Annotated in this window: 16 protein-coding genes; 1 reads left to right on the forward strand and 15 read right to left on the reverse strand. The window is 68.5% G+C overall.

The window, feature by feature from the left end; translation table 11 throughout:
- Positions 1 to 18: 18 nt before the first annotated feature.
- The 6 genes from AAHS21_RS17400 to AAHS21_RS17425 form a co-directional block, all read right to left on the reverse strand.
- Positions 19 to 2865: an aminotransferase class I/II-fold pyridoxal phosphate-dependent enzyme gene (locus tag AAHS21_RS17400; protein WP_342928842.1), complete on the reverse strand. Its 2847-nt coding sequence runs from the start codon at positions 2863 to 2865 to the stop codon at positions 19 to 21.
- 158 nt (positions 2866 to 3023) lie between these two features.
- Positions 3024 to 3380 (reverse strand): antitermination protein NusB, encoded by a 357-nt coding sequence (locus AAHS21_RS17405; RefSeq protein WP_342928843.1) that lies wholly within the window; start codon positions 3378 to 3380, stop codon positions 3024 to 3026.
- On the reverse strand, positions 3377 to 3862 hold the full coding sequence (nusB, locus tag AAHS21_RS17410) for a transcription antitermination factor NusB (RefSeq protein ID WP_342928844.1): 486 nt from the start codon (positions 3860 to 3862) through the stop codon (positions 3377 to 3379). Before nusB ends, AAHS21_RS17405 begins: the two co-directional genes overlap by 4 nt.
- 2 nt (positions 3863 to 3864) lie before the next feature.
- Positions 3865 to 4428, reverse strand: a complete 564-nt coding sequence (efp, locus tag AAHS21_RS17415; RefSeq protein WP_036468528.1) for an elongation factor P — start codon at positions 4426 to 4428, stop codon at positions 3865 to 3867.
- A 152-nt stretch (positions 4429 to 4580) separates the two neighbouring features.
- Positions 4581 to 4898 carry a hypothetical protein gene (locus AAHS21_RS17420; RefSeq protein ID WP_342928845.1) on the reverse strand — a complete coding sequence of 106 codons (318 nt, stop codon included), beginning with the start codon at positions 4896 to 4898 and terminating at the stop codon, positions 4581 to 4583.
- Positions 4899 to 4937: 39 nt separating this feature from the next.
- The gene (locus tag AAHS21_RS17425; RefSeq protein ID WP_342928846.1) at positions 4938 to 6041 is read right to left on the reverse strand and encodes a Xaa-Pro peptidase family protein; all 1104 of its coding nucleotides are present in this window, start codon (positions 6039 to 6041) and stop codon (positions 4938 to 4940) included.
- A 33-nt stretch (positions 6042 to 6074) separates the two neighbouring features.
- On the opposite strand from AAHS21_RS17425, the gene AAHS21_RS17430 reads away from it, so the two are divergent.
- The gene (locus tag AAHS21_RS17430) at positions 6075 to 6812 is read left to right on the forward strand and encodes a B-4DMT family transporter (RefSeq protein ID WP_342928847.1); all 738 of its coding nucleotides are present in this window, start codon (positions 6075 to 6077) and stop codon (positions 6810 to 6812) included.
- Here AAHS21_RS17430 and aroQ read toward each other — a convergent pair.
- From aroQ to alaS, 9 genes are all read right to left on the reverse strand, one after another.
- On the reverse strand, positions 6809 to 7249 hold the full coding sequence (gene aroQ / locus AAHS21_RS17435; protein WP_342928848.1) for a type II 3-dehydroquinate dehydratase: 441 nt from the start codon (positions 7247 to 7249) through the stop codon (positions 6809 to 6811). The two genes, AAHS21_RS17430 and aroQ, sit on opposite strands and share 4 nt — an antisense overlap.
- Positions 7237 to 8325 carry a 3-dehydroquinate synthase gene (gene aroB / locus AAHS21_RS17440; protein ID WP_342928849.1) on the reverse strand — a complete coding sequence of 363 codons (1089 nt, stop codon included), beginning with the start codon at positions 8323 to 8325 and terminating at the stop codon, positions 7237 to 7239. Before aroB ends, aroQ begins: the two co-directional genes overlap by 13 nt.
- The gene (locus tag AAHS21_RS17445; protein ID WP_342928850.1) at positions 8322 to 8885 is read right to left on the reverse strand and encodes a shikimate kinase; all 564 of its coding nucleotides are present in this window, start codon (positions 8883 to 8885) and stop codon (positions 8322 to 8324) included. Before AAHS21_RS17445 ends, aroB begins: the two co-directional genes overlap by 4 nt.
- A 7-nt stretch (positions 8886 to 8892) precedes the next feature.
- Positions 8893 to 10104, reverse strand: coding sequence for a chorismate synthase (gene aroC, locus AAHS21_RS17450; protein ID WP_342928961.1), 1212 nt, complete (start codon positions 10102 to 10104; stop codon positions 8893 to 8895).
- Between the two features lie 155 nt (positions 10105 to 10259).
- The gene (locus AAHS21_RS17455) at positions 10260 to 10649 is read right to left on the reverse strand and encodes an A24 family peptidase (protein ID WP_342928962.1); all 390 of its coding nucleotides are present in this window, start codon (positions 10647 to 10649) and stop codon (positions 10260 to 10262) included.
- A gap of 37 nt (positions 10650 to 10686) precedes the next feature.
- Positions 10687 to 11517, reverse strand: coding sequence for a shikimate dehydrogenase (locus AAHS21_RS17460; RefSeq protein WP_342928851.1), 831 nt, complete (start codon positions 11515 to 11517; stop codon positions 10687 to 10689).
- On the reverse strand, positions 11492 to 12739 hold the full coding sequence (locus AAHS21_RS17465; protein ID WP_342928852.1) for an endolytic transglycosylase MltG: 1248 nt from the start codon (positions 12737 to 12739) through the stop codon (positions 11492 to 11494). The genes AAHS21_RS17460 and AAHS21_RS17465 overlap by 26 nt, the downstream gene beginning before the upstream one ends.
- Positions 12729 to 13244 (reverse strand): Holliday junction resolvase RuvX, encoded by a 516-nt coding sequence (gene ruvX / locus AAHS21_RS17470; RefSeq protein WP_342928853.1) that lies wholly within the window; start codon positions 13242 to 13244, stop codon positions 12729 to 12731. Before ruvX ends, AAHS21_RS17465 begins: the two co-directional genes overlap by 11 nt.
- Positions 13245 to 15956 (reverse strand): alanine--tRNA ligase, encoded by a 2712-nt coding sequence (alaS, locus tag AAHS21_RS17475; protein ID WP_342928854.1) that lies wholly within the window; start codon positions 15954 to 15956, stop codon positions 13245 to 13247.
- Between the last annotated feature and the right edge of the window lie 66 nt (positions 15957 to 16022).

Here is a 16022-nt window from a genome sequence, read left to right on the forward strand (position 1 = left end):
CGTGAGCCGCCCGGAACGTCAGGCGTCTTCGGTGACGGCCGGCTGGACGCGACCACCGTTGCGCGCGCCGTTGAGCACCGACGTGTCCGCGGGCAGCTCGAAGCCCGGGAACACCGACCCGACCGCGGCGGACGCCGCGCTGCGCTGGGCCTCCAGCCGGTCCAGTGCCTCCGCGGTGAACACCGACAGCCCGAGATCCGGGTTGTAACCGTGGATTTCCTTCACGTCGAGCTGCGCCAGGAAATACAGGATCTCCTTGGAGACGACCTGCCCCGGAACCAGCACCGGGAAACCGGGCGGGTAGGGCACCACGAACGTGGTGGATACCAGCTTGCGGCCCTCGGCGATCCGCCGACCGGCGCTGCCGATCTGCACGTACTCGCGGTCGGACTCCTCGTAGCCGGCGTAGAACGCCGCCCGCATGTCACCAAACGCGCAGGCATCCACCGGGCGGAACGCGATATCGAATTCGCTGAAGTCGGGCAGGTGCGGCAGATCCTCGGTGATCTCCTCGACGCGGCGCTGGTGCAGCGTCCAGTCGGCCACACTGGCCAACTCCCGCTCCCGATCGAGATCGGTGGCGACCCGGCGCAACACGTCGAGCAGGTGATGCACGCTCGACCAGGTGACACCGATCGTGAAGATCAGCAGCACACTGTTGATCGACGTCTTGTTGATCTGGATCCCGAACCGGTCCATCAGGATCTTCTCGCGGAAGTCGTAGCCGTTCATCCCGGTGTTGCCGAGGAACAGGGTGACGCGCGTCGGATCCAGCACGAACTGATCGGACCGCCAGGCTTCGTTCCACTCGGCCAGCGCGCCCTGCCGGACTTCGCGGTACGAGCTGACCGCCGATGCCCGGAACTCCTCGGGCACCAGGTCGGCCTCGTCGAGGATGCGGAACCACTTGCTGATCAGCCGGTCCTTGCGGACGCGGTGCCGGAACACCAGTGCCATGTCGTACGTCTGGCGGACCAACTGAAATCCCTCGATGTCGACCTGCCGGCGCGCCAGGTCCAGCGAGGCCAGCAGTTGCTGATTGGGCGAGGTCGAGGTGTGCGTCAGGAACGCCTCACCGAACGCGTCGCGAGCGCGCGAATTGAAGTCGCGGTCGCGCACATGGATCATCGACGCCTGCCGGAACGCCGAGAGCGACTTGTGCGTGGAGTGCGTCGCGTACACCCGCACCCGCGCCTTGGCCGGGTCGGGCAGCAACCGGTGGTTGACCCACTCCGACCGGGGGATCCCCTCCATCTTTGCGGCCCAATCACGGTATTCCGCAGCGTATTCCGGCGATGCCAGCATCTGCTCCAAGCGGTCCGCCGCCACCATCGCGGTGCGTTGCCGGGCCCACGGAACGGCCGTCGCGAACGCGTACCACGCCTCGTCCCACAGGAAGCAGATGTCCGGCTTGATCGCCAACACCTCCTCCATCACCCGCAGCGGGTTGTACACGACGCCGTCGAAGATGCAGTTGGTCACCAACAGCATGCGCACCTTGTCCAGCTGGCCAGCCGCCTCCAGGTCCAGCAGCGCCTTCTTGATCGTGTCCAGCGGCACGGCCCCGTAGATCGCGAACTGCGGCAGCGGATAAGCATCGAGATAGAGCGGGTAGGCCCCGGCCAGCACCAAGCCGTAGTGGTGCGACTTGTGGCAGTTGCGGTCGATCAGCACGATGTCGCCCGGCCGGGTCAGCGACTGCACCACGATCTTGTTGGCCGTCGACGTCCCGTTGGTGACGAAGTAGGTCTGGTTGGAGTGCCAGGTGCGTGCGGCCTTGTCCATCGCCTTCTTGATGTTGCCGTGCGGGTCCAGCAGCGAGTCCAGGCCGCCCGACGTGGTCGAAGTCTCGGCCATGAAGATGTTGCGGCCGTAGAACTCCCCCATGTCCTGCAGTGACCGGGAGTTGAAGATGCTGGCACCGCGGGCGACGGGCAGCGCGTGGAATTGCCCGACCGGCGAATCCGCGTACGCCCGCAAAGCATCGAAAAACGGTGTGGCGAAACGATTTCGCAGACCAGCCAGTACCGTGCTGTACAGATCGGTGACGTCGTTGAGCCGGTAGAACGTCCGGTCGTAGACGTCGTTTTCCTCGTCGTTGCCCGCCGCGATCGACTCGTCGGTGAGCAGATAAAGGTCGATATGCGGCCGCAATTCACGGATCCAGTCGCCACATTCGAGGCAGTCGCTGCCGCTGTCGCGTCCGACCGCATCGTCGGTGGCGCCCAGCAGGGTGTTCATCAACGGCACCCGGTCACGCGAACGCAGTGCCACGTCGTGGCGGATGATCGCGGCCTGAATCTCGCCGTTCAACGCGACGGCGGTGATGGCGTCCTCGACGCTGGGCACCACCAGCAGCTCGAATTGCACGTCGTCAGACGGGCAGCGCAACGCCCGCAGGGCTTCGGCCAGGCAGTCGGGTCCGGTATTCGGCGAGTCGTCGGCGAGCAACACGGTGTAGAACTGCTGCTGCTTGGCCTGGGCCACCAACTCCTGGTCGGCCAGTGGGGTGGACGTGTCGAAAAGTGCTGTGCGGTCGCCGTATTCGCTGAGCAGACGCACCGCGAGCGACACCTCCTCGGCCAGCCGCACCGTGGACAGGCCGTCGAGGTGGGAGCGGTAGGTCGCCAGATTGTCGGCCCCGGGATACAGCCAGTACCGCTCGTAGGCGCCGAGGCGGTCCATCAGCCGCCTGACCTTCGCCACCTCGTGCGTCTTGTCCAGCCCGGCCAGGTCCACCTCGGCGAGGTGACGGCATGCGTCGTCGAGCAGGTTCCAGGTGTCGATGCGGGTATACGACGGATTGGCCACTGCCGCCAGCGCGGAGACCCGCAGCCGTCGCGTGTAGGCACTGTAGGGATTCATGTCGTCACCTGTTCTGTGATGGTGTCCGATACTCGGCTACCGCAGTGAATATTTCCCGACACCGACCTAAACGACTCGTACGAATCAGCGCGCGTCCTCATTGTTATCCGGTCTGGCCTGCGTGCGCGATCTTTTCGCTCAGGATCGCCGGTAGTCGGTCAGCGCTCGGTTTCGTCGCTGTCGACGACTCGCCGCCGAGGCAGCTCCCACCGTCGTACCGGCAGGTCGCCGACGTCGGTGAGCGAGCGCACCACCGCCTGGGTGAGACCCATGATCGCGGCCATCACCGGCAACAACGGCTGCAGCGGCTTGGCCGCCGCTCGTACCGTGCTGATGCGGCGGGCGACGATCAGCCGTTCGATCGAGTGATACAGCCAGGCGCCCACGCCCAGCGCATAGATCGAGAGCGCCGAGGCGACGATGGTCCACCCGTACGCGGCACAGATCACCGCACCCAGCACCACCGTCGCAGCCAGGAAGGCGGCGACGAAGACGCGGAGTTCCAGTCGGGTCACGTTTCCTGGCTGCCTCGCATGGCCTTGGCCGCGGCCCGGATCTGCGGCGTCACCAGCATGACCTGGCCCAGGACACCATTGACGAAGCCCGGAGATTCGTCGGTCGACAACTCCTTGGCCAGTTGCACGGCCTCGTCGACCGCGACCGGCTCCGGCACGTCGTCGGCATACAACAGCTCCCACACCGCGACTCGCAGGATCGCGCGGTCGACTGCGGGCAGCCGGTCCAGCGTCCAGCCCTGCAAGTGGGTGCTGATCAGGTCGTCGATGTGGGCGAACTGGTCGCCGACGCCGTGCGCCACCGCGACGGTATACGGGTGCAGTGCCTTGACGTCGGGGTTGGCCTGCGCCAGCGCGATCCGCGCGTCGGCCACCTCGACCGGGGTCAGGCCGCGAGCCTCGGCTTCGAACAGCAAGTCCACGGCGCGCTTACGGGCATGGTGACGCCCTTTGGTGGGCCTGGGCGATTTCCCGTCCGGCATGGTCAGGCGTTGACCCGACCCAGGTAGCTGCCGTCGCGCGAATCCACCTTGAGTTTGTCGCCGGTGTTGATGAACAACGGCACCTGCAGTTCCGCACCGGTCTCCACGGTCGCGGGCTTGGTGCCGGCGCTGGACCGGTCGCCCTGCAGGCCCGGCTCGGTGTGGGTGACGACGAGTTCGACCGACACCGGCAACTCGAGGTACAGGGGTGCGCCGTTGTGGAAGGCCACCTGCACCGGCAGGCCCTCCAGCAGGAACCGGGCGGCGTCGCCGACCAGCGATTCCGGTAGCGGGTGCTGCTCGTAGTCCTGGCTGTCCATGAACACGAAGTCCGAGCCGTCGCGGTACAGATAGGTGGCATCGCGGCGGTCGACGGTGGCGGTGTCCACCTTCACGCCGGCGTTGTAGGTCTTGTCGACGACCTTGCCCGAGAGCACGTTCTTCAGCTTGGTACGCACGAAGGCCGGACCTTTACCCGGCTTGACGTGCTGAAACTCGATGATCTGCCACAGCTGGCCGTCGATCACCAGCACCAGTCCGTTCTTGAAGTCGGCAGTCGATGCCACGGTCGCTCTATCTCCTACAGGAAGGCCAATTTACAGGGCTTGTTCTCCAAGGCCGGGCGGCTGCCCGGCAGCGGGGTTCCGCCGCAAACGGTGCGAGCAGAACAGCACCGGATGCAGCTTACCCGCGCTGCGGTGCGCCACTAACCGCGCGGCTAGCGCAACTGGCCGGCGCCGCACAGGCCGAAAAGGCCGTCGTTGAGATCGCACAGGTCCGACGGGTGAGACGGCGCCACCAGGTCGGAGGCGGGCGCCGGGGGCAGATGGTTCGCGGCGAGGTTGCCCAGCAAACCCAGGCCTACGCCGGCCGCGATCAGAATCGGGCCCCGCCCGGCCACCTTGCGAACGGCCGTCATGACGACCCCGGTGGCGTCGTAGTCGTGGCCGACGAACAACACGGCGGTGAGCCAGAACCCGGCCAGAGCGGTGCATGCGGCGACTACGTAGACGGCGACGAGAGCTAGGTAGGCCATTTCCCGAATCCTACCCAGTCATCCGGGCCCGAGCCGCGGCTACGTCAGGATGGCCAGCTCCTTGGGGAACCGGGTCAGTAGTTCGGCCGCGGCCGGCTGGTCGCCCACGACCAAGGTGTCTTCGATGCGCACACCGCCGCGGCCGGGCAAGTAGACGCCGGGCTCCACCGTCACCACCGAACCGGCCAGCAAAGTCCCGGACGACGTTGCGCCGATCCCCGGTGCCTCGTGGATCTGCAGACCTACCCCGTGCCCCAAGCCGTGGCTGAACTGCTCGCCGTAGCCGGCATCGACGATCACCTGGCGCGCCGCGCCGTCCACCTCACGCAGATCGGCGCCCGGCCGCAGCGCCTCCCGGCCGGCTCGCTGCGACTCGGCGACCAGTTGGTAGAGCTCCAGCTGCCAGTCCGCGGCCTTGCTCAGCACGAAGGTGCGGGTCATGTCGGAGTGATAACCGGCGACCAGCGCGCCGAAGTCGATCTTGACGAAATCGCCGTCGGCGAGGACCGCGTCGGTCGGCCGGTGGTGCGGGATCGCCGAATTCGGTCCGGCGGCCACGATGGTCTCGAACGAGATCGCGTCGGCGCCGTGATCGAGCATCAAGGCCTCGAGCTCGCGGCTCACCTCACGCTCGGTGCGGCCGGGGCGTAGGCCGCCCCGCGCCACCAGGTCTTTGAGTGCGGCGTCGGCGGCCTCGCAGGCCAGTCGCAGCAGCGCCACTTCGCCGGCATCCTTGATCTCGCGCAGCGCCTCGACCATTCCGGCGGCCCGCACCAGCTCGGTCGCACCGCCGTGCTCGCCGACCTCGTTGGTCAGGGCGTCGAAACCGTCCACCGTGACCACATTGCTTTCGAAGCCCAGCTTGGACACGCCGGCCTGCGCCGCCTGCCCCGCCAGGTGGCGCCCGACGGCCCGCTCGATGGCGACCTCGAGATCGGGCGCCTGAGCGGCGGCCTGGGTGCGGTAACGGCCGTCGGTGGCCAAAACTGCTTCGCGATCGTCGGCGAAGACCAGCAACGCGCCGTTGGATCCGGAGAAACCTGACAGATAACGCACGTTAATCAGGTCCGTGACCAGCATCGCGTCCAGCCCACTGGCCGCGATCTGGCGTTTTAGATTGTCTCGACGCTGGGAATGTGTCACGACTCACGACGGTACTCGCTACGCTGATTGGCCATGAGTAACTGGATGCTGCGTGGATTGGCGTTCGCTGGGCTGATGGTTGTTGTCCGGTTGTTTCAGGGGGCGATCATCAACGCGTGGCAGACACAGGCCGCGCTGGTAAGTGTCGTACTGCTTCTTCTGTTCGTCATCGCCGTGAGCGTGTGGGGGGTGATGGACGGCCGGGCCGACGCGAAAGCCCACGCGGATCCGGATCGCCGGGCGGATCTGGCGATGACCTGGCTGCTGGCCGGGCTGTTCGCCGGGATTGTGAGCGGGGCCGTCTCGTGGCTCATCGCGCTGTTCTACAAGGGCCTCTACACCGGGGGCCTGATCAACGAGGTGACGACGTTCGCGGCGTTCACCGCGCTGTGCGTCTTCCTGCCCGGCATCATCGGCGTGGCCGTCGGCCGCTGGCGGATCGACCGCAATCCCCCGGCCGACCGCGGCACCGGAGCAGACGAGGAGCGGGCGGACACCGACGTGTTCGCTGCCGCCAGCGCCGACGAGGCGCCGACGGGCGAGGTTCCGGTGCAGCACCCGGGAGCCCAGGCCCAGACCTCGGCGGTGGCCACCGCCGAACGCGAGGCGCCCACCGAAACGATCCCGACTCGTGCCGATGAGGCCAAAACCGAGGTGATTCCGACCCGTGCGGACGACGACAAAACCGAGGTGATTCGCACCGAATCCGACCCGAAGCACGCGGGCCCGGAATCGGAATGGCCGAGTTCGCAGTGGGGCAAGAAGGACTAGTCGCTAGCCTTCGCCAGGTAGCGCAGCGCGAGCAGGTAGCCTTCGACGCCCAGCCCGACGATCACTCCGGTCGCCACCGGGCTCAGATACGAGTGACGCCGAAACTCCTCGCGCGCATGCACATTGGAGATGTGCACCTCGATCAGCGGCGCCCGAAGTTCGGCACAGGCATCACGCAACGCCACCGAGGTGTGGGTCAGGCCGCCGGCATTGAGGATCACCGGCTCTCCCGCATCGGCGGCCGCGTGTATCCAGTCCAGCAATTCGGCTTCGCTATCGCTTTGCCGCACAACGGCTTTGAGCCCGAGCGCGGTGGCCTCGCGTTCGATGAGCGCGGCCAGCTGATCGTGCGTGGTGTCGCCGTAGACCTCGGGCTCGCGGCGGCCCAGCCGGCCCAGGTTGGGGCCGTTGAGAACGTTGACTGTCATGGCGCACACACTCCCGCGTAGGCCGTCACCAGCAGGCCCGGGTCCGGTCCCACCAGCCGGCCCGGCTTGGCCAGCCCGTCGAGAACCACGAACCGCAGCACGCCGGCCCGGGATTTCTTGTCTCCGGCCATGTATTCCAGCAACTGGGGCAGCGCGTCGGGGTCATAGCTGACCGGCAGGCCCAGCGAGGTCAGGATGGCGCGATGACGCGCGGCGGTCTCGTCGTCGAGCCGGCCGGTGAGCCGGGCGAGCTCGGCGGCGAACACCAGGCCCACCGACACCGCGGCGCCGTGCCGCCACTGGTAACGCTCCCGGCGCTCGATGGCGTGCCCCAACGTGTGGCCATAGTTCAGGATCTCGCGCAGCTCGGATTCTTTCTCGTCGGCGGCGACCACCTCGGCCTTGACCGCGATCGCGCGACGGATCAGCTCCGGCATCACGGCACCCTTGGGGTCAAGGGAGGCTTGCGGGTCGGCCTCGATCAGGTCGAGGATCACCGGATCGGCGATGAACCCGGCCTTCACGACTTCGGCCATTCCGGCCACGATCTCGTTGTGCGGCAAGGTTTCCAGGGTGGCCAGGTCGACGAGAACGGCGAGCGGCTGATGAAAGGCGCCGACCAGGTTCTTGCCCGCCTCGGTGTTGATGCCGGTCTTGCCGCCCACTGCCGCGTCGACCATGCCCAGCAAGGTCGTCGGCACATGCACGATCGAGACGCCGCGCAGCCAGGTGGCGGCCGCGAAGCCCGCGACGTCGGTGGCCGCGCCGCCGCCGAGACTGACCAGCGCGTCCTTGCGGTCAATTCCGATGCGGCCCAACACTTCCCAGATGAATCCGACGACCGGCAGGTCTTTGCCGGCCTCGGCGTCGGGGATCTCGATGCGATGCGCGTCGACGCCCTGGTCGGCCAGGTGGCTGCGGATCGCCTCGGCGGTCTGCGCCAGGACCGGTTGGTGCAGGATAGCGACCCGGTGCCGGCCGCCGAGCAGTTCGCCCAGCTCGGTCAGCAATCCGGTGCCGATCACCACCGGGTACGGCGGGTCGACGGCCACCTGCACGGTGACCGGTGGGGTGGGTTCTGTCATGTGGTTGCCTTGCTGGCGTTCGGGGTGCCGGGTGTGACCGGCTGTTGGGTGGTTTGCAGGGGCAGCCGCGACATGATGTAGCGCACCACCGCGCCGGGGTTGCGGCGGTTGGTGTCGACCCGGATGGTCGCGACGCGCCGGTACAGCGGAATGCGTTGCGCCATCAGGGCGCGGTATTTCTCGGCGCGGTTTCCGCCGGCCAGCAGGGGCCGCGCGGAGGTGCCGCCGGTGCGTCGCACCCCTTCGCGGGCGCCGATCTCCAGGTAGATGACGGTGTGGCCGGCGAGCGCATCGCACACCCCGGCCGTGGTGACCGCACCGCCGCCGAGCGACACGACCCCGTCGTGGGTGGCCAGCGCCGCGCGTATCACTTCCTCCTCGATGCGGCGGAATTCCTGTTCCCCGTCGGTGGCGAAGATGTCGGCGATGGTGCGGCCGGTCTGCTGCTCGATCAGCACGTCGGTGTCGACGTAGCCGACGCCCATCGCCTTGGACAGCCGGCGCCCGATGGTCGACTTGCCCGAGCCCGGCAATCCGACGAGTACCGCCCTGGGGGTCACCGCGCGCCTACCCGGACGCCTCGGCGCGCGCGGCCGGTGTTTCGTGCTCGGCGACCGCGCGTTGGTACGCCTTGATGTTGCGCCGGGTTTCGGCCAGCGAATCGCCGCCGAACTTGTCCAGCGCGGCCCGGGCCAGCACCAGCGCCACCATGGTCTCGACGACGACGCCGGCGGCGGGCACCGCGCACACGTCGGAGCGCTGGTGGATGGCGACGGCCTCGTCACCGGTGGCCATGTCGACGGTGGCCAGCGCCCGCGGCACGGTCGAGATCGGCTTCATCGCCGCCCGCACCCGCAGCACCTGCCCGTTGGTCATGCCGCCTTCCAGGCCGCCGGCCCGGTTGGTCGAGCGGATCACGCCGTCGGGCCCCGGGTACATCTCGTCGTGGGCCTGACTGCCGCGGCGTCGCGCGGTCTGGAAGCCGTCGCCGATCTCCACACCCTTGATCGCCTGGATGCCCATCACGGCGGCGGCCAGCTGGCTGTCCAGGCGGTTGTCGCCGCTGGTGAACGAGCCCAGCCCGACCGGCAGGCCCAGCGCCACGACTTCCACCACCCCGCCCAGGGTGTCGCCGTCCTTCTTGGCGGCCTCGATCTCGGCGATCATCGCCTGCTCGGCGGCCTTGTCGAAGGCGCGCACCGGGCTGGCGTCGATCGCCGCCAGGTCGTCGGGGCCGGGCGGCGGCCCGTCGTAGGGCTGCGACGGGCCGATCGCGATGACGTGCGAGAGCACCTCGACGCCGAGCGCCTGGCGCAGGAACGACCGGGCGACGGTTCCAGCCGCGACACGGGCGGCGGTCTCCCGCGCGCTGGCACGCTCCAGCACCGGGCGGGCGTCGTCGAAGCCGTACTTGAGCATGCCGGCGTAGTCGGCATGCCCGGGCCGCGGCCGGGTGAGCGGCGCGTTGCGTGCGATGTCGGCGAGCTCAGCGGGGTCGACCGGGTCGGTGGCCATCACGGTTTCCCACTTCGGCCACTCGGTGTTGCCGATCTCGATGGCGATCGGACCGCCCAGGGTCACGCCGTGGCGCACCCCGGCCAGCACGGTCACCTGGTCGCGTTCGAACTGCATGCGCGCGCCGCGGCCGTAACCGAGGCGGCGACGGGCCAACTGGTCGCCGATTTCGGTGGAGGTGATCTCCACGCCCGCGACCATGCCTTCGACCACGGCTACCAACGCGCGGCCATGGGACTCCCCCGCGGTGATCCAACGCAACACGGGTCCCATTCTCCCATGATGCGCGGCCCGGTTTCGCCACGGTGCCGCGTGCATCCTGGGCTTCGCGGGTGCGTCCAGGGCGGGTTTTGCGTGCTTTTGCCACGCTGGACGCACACCTGACGCCGTGGACGCACACTCGGGCCGCACCTAAGTACTCAGCCGAGCAGGGCCAATCCTGCCGCGGCCGCGGTGGCCAGGCACATCGACGGACCGTGCGGCACGGCGCCGTGCAATGCCGCGCCCACTGCGGCGGTCAGCAGCGGTGCGGCCAAAGCGGCCACAAACCACACCGCGACGCCGAAGCAGCCGGCCAGCCCGCCCACGCCGATCGCCAGCTTCACGTCGCCGGCTCCCATCCCGGCCGGCGCGATCAGGTGCACCAGCAGATACAGCCCGGTCAATGCCGCGGCCCCGGCCAGCGCGGGCAATCCACGGCCGGCACAACCGGCGGCCACCAGGATCACACCGGCCCCGGGCAGCGTCAGCAGGTTGGGCAACCGGCGGTGCCGAAGGTCATAGCAGCTCAGCAGGAGCAGCCACATCATCACCACCACCGCCGCCGTTGCCCGCACCCGCGGGACGCTAGTCCAGGGCGGCCAGCGCGCAAGTCATCGCTTCGCGGGGGGCGGGCAGTCCGGTGAACTGTTCCACCTGCGCGAAGGCCTGGTGCAGCAGCATCTGCAGGCCGTTGATCACCCGCCCGCCCGCGTCGGCCACCGCGGCGGCCAGCGGGGTGGGCCAGGGGTCGTAGACGGCGTCCAGCAGCACCGGAATCGGCGCGAAAGCACCGGCATACCGCGATGCCACGTCGGCCGGGATCGTGCTGACCAGCACCTCCGCGGTCGCCACCTCGTCGCTCAACGCGTCCTCACCCAGCCCGCAGAACCGGGTCGGCACGCCGATGCGCGTTCCGAGTTCCACCAGCCGGGCCGCCTTCTGCGGGTTACGCGCCACCACCGTGATGCCGCTGACGCCGAGCTGCGCCAAGCCCACGACGGCCGCCGGCGCGGTGCCACCCGATCCACAGACCAGCGCCCATCCCGAGGCCGAGCCGATCGCGCCACTGACGCCGTCGATGTCGGTGTTGTCGGCCCGCCAGCCCTGCGGCGTGCGCACCAGGGTGTTGGCCGACCCCACCTGCTCGGCGCGTTCGGTGCGCTCGTCGGCGAATCCCAGCGCGGCGAACTTGCCCGGCGCGGTCACCGACACGCCGACCCATTCCGGCCCGAACCCGCCGACGACGCCCGGCAGCTCCTCGGCGCCGCACTCGATGCGCTCGTAGGTCCAGCCGTCCAGGCCCAGCGCGCGATAGGCGGCCAGGTGCAGTTGCGGGGATTTGGAATGGGCGATCGGCGACCCGAGGACGGCCGCTTTTCTCGGGCCCGCGCTAGCGGGGCGTGCTGTCGAGGACACCGTTGTGCTTAGCCAGCTCGATGTTGGCCAAATGCTGCTTGTAGTCCTTGGTGAACAGCGTGGTCCCCTGGGCGTCGATCGTGACGAAGTACAACCAGTCACCCGGCTCGGGGTGCTCGGCGGCGCGCAGCGCGTCGATGCCGGGCGAGCAGATCGCCGTGGCGGGCAGACCGGGTGAGACGTAGGTGTTCCAGGGCGTCTTCTGCGCCCGGTCGGCATCGCTGGTAGCCACCTCGCGGCGGTCCAGCGGATAGTTCACCGTCGAGTCGAATTCCAGTGTGTGGTGGGCGTTCAGCCGGTTGTAGATGACCTGCGCCACCTTCGCGAAGTCCTGCGAGTTGGATTCCTGCTGCACCAGCGAGGCCACCACGAGGATGTCGTAGGGCGACAGCTTCATGGCCTGTGCGCTGTCCACCAGGCCGGACTGCATGTACGTCGCGGCTCCCGCGCTGATCAGGTTGGCCAGGATGTTCTGCGGGGAGGCCGACGGATCGACGTTGAAGGTTCCCGGCGCGATCAGGCCCTCGAGGCGGCGGTGGTCGGTGCCCAGCTCGGTGACCGGCTGAATCGCCCAGGCCGGCACCGACAACACGTTGGGCGGGGTGTTGCCCGCCGCCGCGCGCAGGTCCTGCACCGAGACGCAGTGCGTGTTGCCGTCGAGGTCCACGCAGCTGGCGCGGGAGATCAGCGTCAGGATTCCCGGGTTGACCTTGTTGGTCTTCATGTCGGTGGTGTCGTCGAGCTGACGCCCTTCCGGAATGACCAGCTTGCCCACCCGGTTGCCGGGGTCGGTCAGCCGCGCGACGGCCGAATCGGCCGGGATTTCGGTGCGCAGCCGGTAGAAGCCCGGCTGGATCGAGTTGATCGCGGCGTTGCCGTGCGCGGCGTTGATGAACGCTCGGACCGTCTTGATCACACCCTGGTTGTGCAGCGTCTCGCCGACCATCGTCGTCGAGTCGCCGGCCTGTATCTGAATCACGATGTCGCGCTTGCCGTCTCCGCTGTAGTCGTCGCCGGCGCCGAACATCGTGTGCCACATTTTGGAGCCGACAAACACCGCGGCCACCACGATCACGACGAGCACGCCCAGCACGATGCGCCCGGTGAAGCGGCGGCGTCGACGGCCGCGCTCGGCCTGGATGCGGGCCATCCGGCTCATCCGCTGCCGGGGTGGGCCGACCGCGGCCGGCTCGGCCCGTTCGTCGCGTGCGCTATCGACCATCGATGACATCCCCCGACTGGGCCAGCGTCGCCCGGCGCTGATCGAGCCAGCTCTGCAGGATCGCGACGGCCGCCGCCTGGTCGATCACCGCCCGCTGCTCCTTGGCCCGCACTCCCGCCTCACGCAGGGCACGCTGCGCGCTGACGGTGGTCAGTCGCTCGTCGGCAAGCCGGACCGGCGTGGGCGCCACTCGCTGTCCCAGCGCCTCGGCCATCTCGATCGCGTCGAGCGCCGACGGCCCGGTGCGGTCGGCCAGCGTCCGGGGCAACCCGACGACGACCTCGACGGCTTCCAGCTCGCGGACGAGTTCGGCCAGCCGTCGGACGTGCTTGCCGGAACGGTCCCGGCGCACGGTCTCCAGCGGTGTGGCCAGGATGCCGTCGGGATCGCTGGCGGCCACGCCGATGCGCACACTGCCCACGTCGACGCCGAGCCGCCGGCCCCGCCCGGGGTCCTGGTTAGGGTCGCCGGGCCGGTCGGGCAACCGATGCTCTGCCAATGCCACTCAACCGACCTGCGCTATCACGGCGATCTCGGAGCGGACGGCTTCCAGCGCCGCGTCAATGCCGGTCGGGTTCTTCCCGGAGCCCTGCGCCAGGTCGGGCTTGCCGCCGCCGCGGCCGTCGACGGCCATCGCGAGCTGTTTGACCAGGTCGTTGGCGCGCAGCCCAAGATCTTGGGCGGCCGGATTGGCGGCGACGGCGTAGGGCACCGTTTCGTTCTCGCCTTCGGCGATCAGCGCGACCACCGCGGGATCGCTGCCCAGCTTGCCCTTGATGTCACCGACGAGGGAACGCAGATCGGCCGCCGTCATCCCGCCCGCCATCCGCTGCGCCACCACACGGACGTTACCGATCCGCTCCGCGCCGGCCGCGGCATTGACCGCCGCGGCCAACGCAGCGGCCAGCCGGGCGCGTTCGAGTTCCTTCTCGGCGGCCTTGAGCCGCTCGACAAGGGTGGCCACCCGGGCGGGCACTTCCTCCGAGGGCACCTTCAGCGAAGACGCCAGCCCCGCCATCAGCGCCCGCTCCTTGGCCAGGTGCCGGAACGACTCCAGCCCCACGTAGGCCTCCACCCGGCGCACCCCCGAGCCGATCGACGACTCGCCGAGGATCGTCACGGGGCCGATCTGCGCCGAGTTGTGCACGTGGGTTCCACCGCACAGCTCCAGCGAGAACGGGCCGCCGATCTCCACCACCCGCACTTCGTCGGGGTAGGCCTCGCCGAACAGCGCCATCGCGCCCATCGCCTTGGCCTTCTCCAGCGATTCGTTGAAGGTGTGCACCTCGAAGTCGGCCTGCACGGCCTCGTTGGTGACTTCTTCGATCTGGCTGCGCTGTTCGTCGGTCAGCGCCCCCTGCCAGTTGAAGTCGAAGCGCAGGTAGCCCGGACGGTTCAGTGATCCAGCCTGAACGGCGTTGGGGCCCAATACTTGTCGTAGTGCGGCGTGCACCATGTGGGTGCCCGAGTGGCCCTGGGTAGCGCCCTTGCGCCAGCCGGCGTCCACCGCCGCGATCACAGTGTCGCCCTCGACGAACTCACCGGACTCGACGTTAACCCGATGCACCCAAAGGGTTTTGGCAATTTTCTGCACATCGGTGACCGCCGCCCGGGCGCTCTCGCCGGCTCCGGTTCCGCTGATGGTCCCCTCGTCGGCGATCTGGCCACCGGATTCCGCGTACAGCGGCGTGCGGTCCAGGATCAGCTCGACTCGATCGGCCGGCTCGGCGCCCTGCCCGCCGTGCGCGACCACCGGGACCCGCTTGCCGTCGACGAAGATGCCCAAAATTCTTGCCTGCGAGCTCAACTCGTCGAAGCCGGTGAACTCCGTCGGGCCGGCGTCGACCAGCTCGCGGTACGCGGTCAGGTCGGCGTGCGCGTGTTTGCGGGCGGCGGCGTCGGCCTTGGCGCGGCGGCGCTGCTCGGCCATCAGCTCCCGGAAGCCGAGTTCGTCGACCTGCAGGCCGGCCTCCGACGCCATCTCGAGGGTGAGCTCGATCGGGAAGCCGTAGGTGTCGTGCAGGGTGAAGGCGTCCGAACCGGAAACAACTTTGGCCCCGGCAGCTTTGGTGGCGCCGGCCACGTCGTCGAACAGCTTCGAGCCCGACGCCAGGGTTCTGTTGAACGCGGTTTCCTCGGCGACGGCGATGCGCTTGATCCGGTCGAAATCGGCGACGAGTTCGGGATAGGACGGGCCCATCGCGTCGCGCACCGTGGTCATCAGGTCGCCGACGATCGGGCCGTCGATGCCCAGCAGCTTGGCCGAGCGGATCACCCTGCGCAGCAGCCGGCGCAGTACGTAGCCGCGGCCGTCGTTGCCCGGGCTCACGCCGTCGCCGATCAGGATCGCGGCGGTGCGGCTGTGGTCGGCGATCACGCGGTAGCGCACGTCGTCGTCGTGGTGACCGGCGTCGTAGCCGCGCGGGGCGCGCGCTGCCACCATGTCGATGACCGGGCGCAACAGGTCGGTCTCGTACACGTTGTGCACGCCCTGCAGGATGAACGCGACCCGCTCCACACCCATGCCGGTGTCAATGTTCTTGCGCGGCAACGGTCCAAGGATCTCGAAGTCTTCCTTGCCGGTTCCCTCGCCGCGCTCGTTCTGCATGAACACGAGATTCCAGATCTCGATGTAGCGGTCCTCGTTGGCGATCGGGCCGCCCTCGACGCCGAATTCCGGGCCACGGTCGTAGTAGATCTCCGACGACGGGCCACATGGTCCGGGGATGCCCATCGACCAGTAGTTGTCCGCCATGCCGCGTCGCTGGATCCGCTCCGCGGGCAGCCCGGCGATCTCCTGCCACAGCTGCATGGCCTCGTCATCGTCGAAAAAGACTGTGGTCCAGATCTTTTCGGGGTCCAAGCCGTAACCGCCGTCAGCGACGGACGTGGTCAGCAAGGACCAGGCCAGCTCGATGGCCTCGCGCTTGAAGTAGTCGCCGAACGAGAAATTGCCGGCCATCTGGAAGAAGGTGTTGTGCCGGGTGGTGATGCCCACCTCGTCGATATCCGGCGTGCGGATGCACTTCTGGATGCTGGTGGCCGTCGCGTACGGCGGGGTGCGCGCACCCAGGAAGAACGGCACGAACTGGACCATGCCGGCGTTGACGAACAGCAGGTTGGGGTCGTCGAGGATCACCGATGCGCTCGGCACCTCGGTGTGGCCCGCCTTCACGAAGTGATCAAGAAATCGCTTCCTGATCTCGTGTGTCTGCACTTGTTTTCCGCTTCTTCCTATCAGCTGTCCAACGACGCGTTTCGACCGCTCACAGTACCGGTCCCG

It is taken from the genome of Mycobacterium sp. 050272 (genome assembly GCF_039023525.1).
GTDB lineage: Bacteria > Actinomycetota > Actinomycetes > Mycobacteriales > Mycobacteriaceae > Mycobacterium.

What these genes read in the sequence shown, in the direction of transcription:
- AAHS21_RS17400 (WP_342928842.1), bottom strand. Translation starts at nt 2,865, where the DNA reads ATGAATCCCTACAGTGCCTACACGCGACGGCTGCGGGTCTCCGCGCTG.
- nusB (WP_342928844.1), bottom strand. Translation starts at nt 3,862, where the DNA reads ATGCCGGACGGGAAATCGCCCAGGCCCACCAAAGGGCGTCACCATGCC.
- AAHS21_RS17420 (WP_342928845.1), bottom strand. Translation starts at nt 4,898, where the DNA reads ATGGCCTACCTAGCTCTCGTCGCCGTCTACGTAGTCGCCGCATGCACC.
- AAHS21_RS17430 (WP_342928847.1), top strand. Translation starts at nt 6,075, where the DNA reads ATGAGTAACTGGATGCTGCGTGGATTGGCGTTCGCTGGGCTGATGGTT.
- aroB (WP_342928849.1), bottom strand. Translation starts at nt 8,325, where the DNA reads ATGACAGAACCCACCCCACCGGTCACCGTGCAGGTGGCCGTCGACCCG.
- AAHS21_RS17455 (WP_342928962.1), bottom strand. Translation starts at nt 10,649, where the DNA reads ATGATGTGGCTGCTCCTGCTGAGCTGCTATGACCTTCGGCACCGCCGG.
- AAHS21_RS17465 (WP_342928852.1), bottom strand. Translation starts at nt 12,739, where the DNA reads ATGGTCGATAGCGCACGCGACGAACGGGCCGAGCCGGCCGCGGTCGGC.